This is a genomic window from Corynebacterium sp. HMSC064E10 (assembly GCF_001812505.1).
In the GTDB taxonomy this organism is placed as follows: Bacteria; Actinomycetota; Actinomycetes; order Mycobacteriales; family Mycobacteriaceae; genus Corynebacterium; species Corynebacterium amycolatum.
The window spans coordinates 265,829-272,818 of sequence record NZ_KV809171.1; the positions used below are offsets into that span (position 1 = coordinate 265,829).

Genomic DNA, 6,990 nt, shown 5'->3' on the forward strand with positions numbered 1-6,990 from the left:
GTTCTGTTGTTACCCGGTTGGCGCGAGGATTACTTCAGCCGGCCACGCAGATTTGAGCTGTAGGCCGAAAACCTGACGTAGACCGGTTGGCTTTATATATCGACACCTCAGTTGATTGGGTACCGCTCGTAGAGGGGTACTGAGGCCAATCGGTCTTCATGTGCGTTGAAGCACAAATCACTTCTACTTAGGAAATGAGATCATGAGTTCCTCGACTCCCATTGAAGGGAAGCAGGAGGCTGTAGACAGCAGTCTGTTGCAGTCCTCAGCACCGCAGGTGGATTCCTCCGGCGACGAGAGCTCGGAAGAGCAAGCCATTCAGTCCGGCGTTGTTCGTCCTGGTGACCGAATCTTCAAGATTCTGGCGGTAGGATCTTCCGCATTGGTGACTGCTGCCATCATCGCAATTGCAGTGTTCCTGCTCCTGCGCGCAGTTCCGGCAATGTCCCGTAACGAAGCGAACTTCTTCACCTACACCGAACGATGGAACCTGGCGGATACCTCCGCCATGTACTTCGGTATTCCGAACATGTTTCTGGTGACCGTCGCGGTTTCCATCCTGGCGCTGATTCTGGCGATGCCGGTTGCGCTGGGTATTGCCATCTTCCTGACTGCCTATGCTCCAAAGAAGATGGTCAAGCCGCTGGGATACCTCGTGGATTTGCTGGCCGCAGTGCCGTCGATTGTTTACGGTCTGTGGGGCTTTATGGCTCTCGGTCCGGCATTGGCCGGTCTGTACGGGTGGTTGGCTAAGACACTGGGCTTTATCCCGATGTTTGCCCTGTACCCAAACTCACCGGCCTTCGAGACCGGTCGAAACCTCTTCACCGGTGGCATTGTGCTAGCAATTATGATTCTGCCGGTTATCGCGGCTACCACCCGTGAGGTCTTTGTTCAGACCCCGCGTGGTCACATTGAGGCATCGCTGGCTCTCGGTGCGACCCGTTGGGAGATGGTCAAGCTGGCTATTCTGCCATTCGGTCGTTCTGGCTTTATCTCTGGCTCGATGCTGGGTCTGGGACGTGCCCTCGGTGAGACGATGGCTCTGTACCTCGTGATCTCCCCGTCTTCGGCATTCCGTGGTTCGCTTTTCGACGGCGGTACCACCTTCGCAACCGCGATTGCCAATGCGGCACCGGAGTTCAATGACAACCTCAAGGCCGGCGCATACATGTCCGCAGGTTTGGTGCTGTTCTTGCTGACCTTCGTGGTCAACTCCGCAGCCCGAATCATTGCGAAGAAGTAGCAAGGTCGTAGGAAAAGAAACGAGAAGTAACAATGACTAGTTCAACTACTGATTCTTCGCCTCACGGCCCCGCAGACATGGTCCCCACCACGGAGTCGGCATTCACCCAGATTAAGGGTTCCCGCAAGGTAGCGGACAACGTCTCCACGGTCCTCATTTACTGCTGCATGGCTCTTGCCCTAATCCCGCTGGTGTGGGTTCTCTTTGAGCTTGTCGTCCGAGGTACCCCGTCACTGCTGAGTGGTGAGTGGTGGACTGCTTCCCAGCGCGGTGTCACCGTTGGTGCGTCTGCCGGCGGTGTTGCTCACGCAATCGTCGGTACCTTGGTTCAGGCTCTGGTCACAACTCTCATGACCGTGCCGTTCGGTATCTTCGTCGCCATCTACTTGGTCGAGTACGCAGGTAACTCCCGCTTGGGCAAGGTCACCACCTTCATGGTCGACATCCTCTCCGGTGTGCCGTCGATCGTTGCGTCGCTGTTCATCTACTCGATGTGGGTGGTCATGTTCGGCATGAGCCGCTCCGGCTTCGCCGTGTCGCTGGCACTGGTTCTGCTGATGCTGCCGATCGTGGTCCGCAACACCGAGGAAATGTTGCGCATCGTTCCGCACGAGTTGCGTGAAGCCTCTTACGCTCTGGGTGTTCCGAAGTGGAAGACCATTTTGAAGATTGTGCTCCCGACCGCACTGTCGGGCATCGTCACCGGCATCATGCTGGCCGTCGCCCGCGTTATGGGTGAGTCCGCACCGATGCTGATTCTGGTTGCAACCTCGCGAATCATTACCTACAACCCGTTCGGCCAGTCGCAGTCCTCGCTGCCACTGTTCATGCTGGACATGTACAAGGCCGGTAATACCGGTGCGGCATTCGACAAGATGTGGGGCGCAGCGCTCACGCTGGTTCTCATCATTGCCCTCATCAATATCCTGGCGCGCGTCGTATCCGCCAAGTTCTCCGTCAAGAGCAGTTAATGCTGGGCGCCTAACGTCCGCTATTTCAAGGAAGGTTTTCGAAAGACCATGGCTAAGCGCCTAGACCTTAACGATGTCAACATCTACTACGGCGATTTCCACGCTGTGCAGAACGTCGACCTGCACGTCCCGCCGCGTTCCGTTACCGCATTCATTGGCCCGTCCGGCTGTGGTAAGTCCACCGTGCTCCGTTCGCTGAACCGTATGCACGAGGTCATCCCGGGTGCCTACGTCACTGGCGAGGTGCTTCTCGACGGCGAAAACATCTATGGCCCGAAGATCGACCCGGTCTCCGTTCGTAACACCATCGGTATGGTGTTCCAGCGTCCGAACCCGTTCCCGACCATGTCCATCGAGGACAATGTCGTGGCTGGCCTGAAGTTGGCCGGTGTTAAGAACAAGGCTCATCTCCAGGAGGTTGCCGAGAAGTCCCTGCGCGGCGCCAACCTCTGGGATGAGGTCAAGGACCGCCTGGACAAGCCGGGCGGCGGCCTCTCCGGTGGTCAGCAGCAGCGTCTGTGCATCGCACGCGCAATTGCAGTTGAGCCGGAAGTTCTGCTGATGGACGAGCCGTGTTCCGCACTGGACCCGATTTCCACCCTGGCAATCGAGGACCTGATTCACGAGCTGAAGGAAGAATTCACCATCGTCATCGTGACCCACAACATGCAGCAGGCAGCTCGTGTGTCCGATCAGACCGCATTCTTCTCCCTCGAGGCAACCGGTAAGCCGGGTCGCCTGGTCGAGGTTGGCCCGACCAAGAAGATCTTCGAGAATCCGGACAAGAAGGAAACCGAGGACTACATCTCCGGTCGCTTCGGCTAAACGCTTTGCGTATGCCTTAATGGCCAAAATAATCAAAAAGCAAGAGCCCAGTACCTCACGCGTGTGCACGCGAGGTACGGGGCTCTTTTTGTTGTTGCGGTTTATGAGATTGCTATGTCGAGCACATGTTTTGCCACCCGATTGTCTAACCGCGGAGGTGTTTTGTGCCGGGGCACACAGTTTTTGTGGCGGGATCAAACAGTTACTGACTAGGTTTATGTCAGATGAATAACGTTTACTCGCAGTAAAGTGTCATAAACCTAGTCACTTTCTCGGGGTGGGGCGGTGTTTGGCTGGGGCGGTGTTTAGCCTGGTGTGACTTAAAAACGGCTCCACTCCGGCCTGAAACCCGCCGAGCAGTCCAACACCCAGCCCAGCTTAGCAGCACAACACCCAGCCCTCCTGAGCAACCCAACACTCACCCCAGCAGCCTGCAACTTCACGAACCTACATCCGCAGGTGACGCTCCAAGGCCTGCAGGCGTTGGTTAAAGCTGCGCTGGTCGCGCTCGTCCTCAAGCTTGTCCAGGTAGACATCGCGCTTGTAACCGGTGGCCAGGTAAACAATCCGGGCCGCAACCTCGACGGCGTGATCCGCGTAGCGCTCGTAGAAGCGACTCAGCAGGGTGACATCCACCGTCTGCGCGGGGGTGTGTGGCCAATTATCGTCGTTGGTCAGCGTAAACAGGTGCTGATGGATGTCGTCGATGCTGTCATCGGTCTTATCTAAGGCCAATGCCTGGTCAACGTTGTAGTCGATGAGTACCTGACGGGTTTCGTGCGTCATCTGCTCAGATACAGTGGCCATCTCGCGGAAAAATCCCTCCACGGGCTCCGGCAGTGCCTTGTTCGGGTGGCGACGTCGGGCAACGTTGGCAATATGCACACTCAACGCGCCCATGCGGGAGATGTCCTCGACAATGTAGAGGCCACTGACAATCTGCCGGAGGTCACCAGCTACAGGAGCTTCGCGTGCCAACAGCTCAAAGGCTCGCTGCTCCGCATCCTGGCGCAGGTCCTCGAGAGAATCAATCTGGGAAAGAACGGTTTCAGCCGAGACTAAATCAGCCTCAAAGAGGGCCTTGTTCGCAAGCTTGTGCATGGATCCAACTCGGTCACACATCACAATCAGGCTGTGGGCCAAGTTGTCCATTTGTTCTCGGTAGACAGTGCGCATGCGTTCCATAGTAGGCAATCCTCAACAAGGTCGCGCGTTAGTGGGGAGCCCCCAATTACCCCTCGTAAAGTTATGTAAACACTCGCTCAGAACCGAAGCTTAGCCACCGGAGTGCATAATCTCCGCGCCTTCAGGCACGGTGTCGTCCTCCGGGTCGTCCAGCCAGCCCTCCGGCAAGACCACCTTTGCAGGGGACCCTTGTCGGCCGCGGGCGCCGTCGGCGTCCTCCGGGCGGGCGTGGGCGCTGGGGCCGTCGTAAAGCGGCGTGAGAATCTCGTCGAGCGTTGCCAGCGAATCGACGCGTGCGAGAGACTTGCGCACCTCGCCGCCTGCCGGGTATCCCCGCAGGTACCAGGCGATGTGCTTGCGCAGGTCGCGGCAACCCTTACGCTCTCCCTCGTGCTCCACGAGCAGTTCCGCGTGACGACGGATAATCCCCGCGACCTCACCAAATGTTGGTGCCGGCGGCACTTCTTTGCCACGCAGCTCGGCGGACAACTGCGCGAATAGCCACGGGCGACCAAGGCAGCCACGACCGACGACGACACCGTCGCAGCCGGTCTCGTCGAGCATTTTGCGGGCATCGGTAGAGGCGAAGATGTCGCCGTTGCCAAGCACCGGGATATTGCTGAAGCCGGAGTCGACCATGTGCTCCTTCAACCGCGCGATCTGCGACCAGTCGGCGTGACCGGAGTAGCGCTGCGCCGCGGTGCGGGCGTGCAGAGCCACAGCCTGGGCACCCATCTCGGCGGCGATGCGGCCGGCATCGAGATGCGTGTGGTGCTCGTCGTCGATACCGACGCGGAACTTCACGGTCACCGGGATGTCGGTGCCCTCCGTGGCCTTGACAGCAGCGGCGACGATGTTGCCGAAGAGGCGGCGCTTATACGGCAGTGCTGAGCCGCCGCCCTTGCGGGTGACCTTAGGTACCGGGCAGCCGAAATTCATATCGATGTGGTCGGCGAGGTTTTCGTCGACAATCATCTTCGCGGCCTCGTAGGTCCACTTTGGGTCAGTGGTGTAGAGCTGCAGGCTGCGCGGGTTTTCGTCGGGCGCGAAGGTGGTCATGTGCATGGTCTTCTCGTTGCGCTCGACCAGTGCTCGCGCGGTGACCATCTCGCAGACATAGAGGCCGGAGACCGTGCCTGTACGCTGCAGCTCCTGCTCGCGGCACAGCGTGCGGAATGCCACGTTGGTGACACCGGCCATCGGAGCGAGTACCACGGGGGAAGCGAGCTCAAAGGGGCCGATGTGCATGTGCGCGGACGTGGCATCGGCGGGCTTGGCGGCGCTGAGTGGACTCGTGGAGGTATCTAACACGTACAGTATTGTGTCACGCTGAACTGCCGTTTTCGAATCTGTTTTGGTCGGCCGGTTGGATTGGTCGTGCGTTTGACTGCGCTCATTTATCCCACGAGTGTTTCAGTAGTTCCATCGCAAGTGTGGGGTGATTATTAAAAGTTAGCGCGCAATTGCTAGGCTATTTTCTTGCGCGGGCCTTTAGCTCAGTTGGTAGAGCTACGGACTTTTAATCCGCAGGTCGCGGGTTCGAGCCCCGCAGGGCCCACAAGCACGCAAAACCCCAGGTGATTAACAGCCTGGGGTTTTGTCGTATCTTGCCTGTTTTGCCCTTTCGCGGCAGCTACTTCTCCCGCTTGTGGTAACCCATTCGCGGCTTGAAGCCCGCGGGGTGCTTGAGCTGCGCGACAGCATCGGCGACTATTAGACGGAAGCGTGGCTTCATAGGTGGCATCTGTGAGATCTGAAACCATCCGACTTCGGTCGATTCGTCGTCAGCGACATGGGGGACGTCGTCGCCAACAACACTGCAGCGCATGGCGATATCCACGTAAGAGGTGACATCGCCATTGGGGTATTCGACAGGGCCGACGGCGCCGGTGCCGAGCAGGGCCTCGACTGTGACATCGAGTCCAGTTTCTTCTTTTACCTCCCGCACGGCGGCGTCGTGAGGCTGCTCGTTTGGGTCGATGATTCCGGTAACTGGAGTCCATTCCCCATTATCGGAGCGGCGAACCAGCAATACCTCAGGCAGGGCGTACATCGGTGCATTCGGCGGAACATCGCGAATGACGACAGCTGTGACACCGGGGAGCCATAGCGGAGCGTGGCCTATTTTTTCGCGGAGCTGAACAATGAAATCCGGAGTTGCCATAGTGACGAGCTTATCGGAGCGCTAATAGTGCTTTCGTAAATAGTAAGAAATTCCAGTTCAGCTGTGGATTTTGGGAAAAGGGTACTTATCCTCTATAGTTCTTTACGTTGCCAAGAGCGCGCGCAAATACAGTGTTCATGCACTGCAGACGTACGCGGAATGTGTCATTGAGTGGCCAGCTCTTTGCAGCGTCAAGTCGGGCTCCCATCGTCTAGAGGCCTAGGACTCCGCCCTTTCACGGCGGCAACACGGGTTCGAATCCCGTTGGGAGTACCACTAAAAATCATGATGGCCCTGTGGCGCAGTTGGTTAGCGCGCCGCCCTGTCACGGCGGAGGTCGCGGGTTCAAGTCCCGTCAGGGTCGCAATTCTAAACACCAGTTCCGGTTGGAGCTGGTGTTTTTTGCTTTTGGTTAGTGGTGCGCTGGGCGTCGGTATGTGGGGGGGGGGGACAAAAAGTGTGTTTGATTCTCAAGATAGTGACTGCCCCCCAACTGCGGCAGCTCCACAACCCGGGGTCAAGTAGCAAAACTGACAGTCCGAAAGATTGCGGGCTGCACAAGCGAATGTGGGCTGCAAATGTGAAACTGTGCGAGTTTA

The 6,990-nt window shown here is 57.9% G+C and carries 6 protein-coding genes and 3 tRNA genes; 6 read left to right on the forward strand and 3 right to left on the reverse strand.

Translation table 11 applies throughout. The features are described from left to right. Positions 1 to 202: 202 nt before the first annotated feature. From pstC to pstB, 3 genes are all read left to right on the forward strand, one after another. Positions 203 to 1,246 (forward strand): phosphate ABC transporter permease subunit PstC, encoded by a 1,044-nt coding sequence (gene pstC / locus HMPREF2860_RS01690; RefSeq protein WP_049181149.1) that lies wholly within the window; start codon positions 203 to 205, stop codon positions 1,244 to 1,246. Positions 1,247 to 1,323: 77 nt separating this feature from the next. Then, positions 1,324 to 2,217, forward strand: coding sequence for a phosphate ABC transporter permease PstA (gene pstA / locus HMPREF2860_RS01695; RefSeq protein WP_049181148.1), 894 nt, complete (start codon positions 1,324 to 1,326; stop codon positions 2,215 to 2,217). Between the two features lie 48 nt (positions 2,218 to 2,265). Continuing rightward, positions 2,266 to 3,042, forward strand: coding sequence for a phosphate ABC transporter ATP-binding protein PstB (gene pstB / locus HMPREF2860_RS01700; RefSeq protein WP_016421380.1), 777 nt, complete (start codon positions 2,266 to 2,268; stop codon positions 3,040 to 3,042). Positions 3,043 to 3,489: 447 nt separating this feature from the next. On the opposite strand, the gene phoU is transcribed toward pstB, so the two are convergent. After that, a complete protein-coding gene (gene phoU, locus HMPREF2860_RS01705; protein WP_080972852.1) occupies positions 3,490 to 4,227 on the reverse strand; it encodes a phosphate signaling complex protein PhoU in 738 nt (245 codons plus the stop codon). A gap of 90 nt (positions 4,228 to 4,317) precedes the next feature. Then, entirely contained in the window at positions 4,318 to 5,475 is a 1,158-nt protein-coding gene (gene dusB / locus HMPREF2860_RS01710; RefSeq protein WP_049181158.1) for a tRNA dihydrouridine synthase DusB, read from the reverse strand. A 237-nt stretch (positions 5,476 to 5,712) separates the two neighbouring features. On the opposite strand from dusB, the gene HMPREF2860_RS01715 reads away from it, so the two are divergent. Further along, a tRNA-Lys gene (locus tag HMPREF2860_RS01715) sits at positions 5,713 to 5,785 on the forward strand. Between the two features lie 75 nt (positions 5,786 to 5,860). Here HMPREF2860_RS01715 and HMPREF2860_RS01720 read toward each other — a convergent pair. Then, positions 5,861 to 6,391, reverse strand: a complete 531-nt coding sequence (locus tag HMPREF2860_RS01720) for an NUDIX hydrolase (protein ID WP_038626468.1) — start codon at positions 6,389 to 6,391, stop codon at positions 5,861 to 5,863. Between the two features lie 200 nt (positions 6,392 to 6,591). Between HMPREF2860_RS01720 and HMPREF2860_RS01725 the strand changes: the two genes are divergently transcribed. Together HMPREF2860_RS01725 and HMPREF2860_RS01730 are read left to right on the forward strand one after the other, a co-directional pair. Then, positions 6,592 to 6,667 (forward strand) — tRNA-Glu (locus HMPREF2860_RS01725). A 14-nt stretch (positions 6,668 to 6,681) separates the two neighbouring features. Continuing rightward, positions 6,682 to 6,755: transfer RNA gene (locus HMPREF2860_RS01730), tRNA-Asp, on the forward strand. Positions 6,756 to 6,990: the final 235 nt, after the last annotated feature.

Coding starts and splice junctions, on each gene's coding strand:
- pstC (WP_049181149.1), top strand. CDS start 203: ATGAGTTCCTCGACTCCCATTGAAGGGAAGCAGGAGGCTGTAGACAGC.
- HMPREF2860_RS01720 (WP_038626468.1), bottom strand. CDS start 6,391: ATGGCAACTCCGGATTTCATTGTTCAGCTCCGCGAAAAAATAGGCCAC.
- dusB (WP_049181158.1), bottom strand. CDS start 5,475: ATGCACATCGGCCCCTTTGAGCTCGCTTCCCCCGTGGTACTCGCTCCG.
- pstB (WP_016421380.1), top strand. CDS start 2,266: ATGGCTAAGCGCCTAGACCTTAACGATGTCAACATCTACTACGGCGAT.
- pstA (WP_049181148.1), top strand. CDS start 1,324: ATGGTCCCCACCACGGAGTCGGCATTCACCCAGATTAAGGGTTCCCGC.
- phoU (WP_080972852.1), bottom strand. CDS start 4,227: ATGGAACGCATGCGCACTGTCTACCGAGAACAAATGGACAACTTGGCC.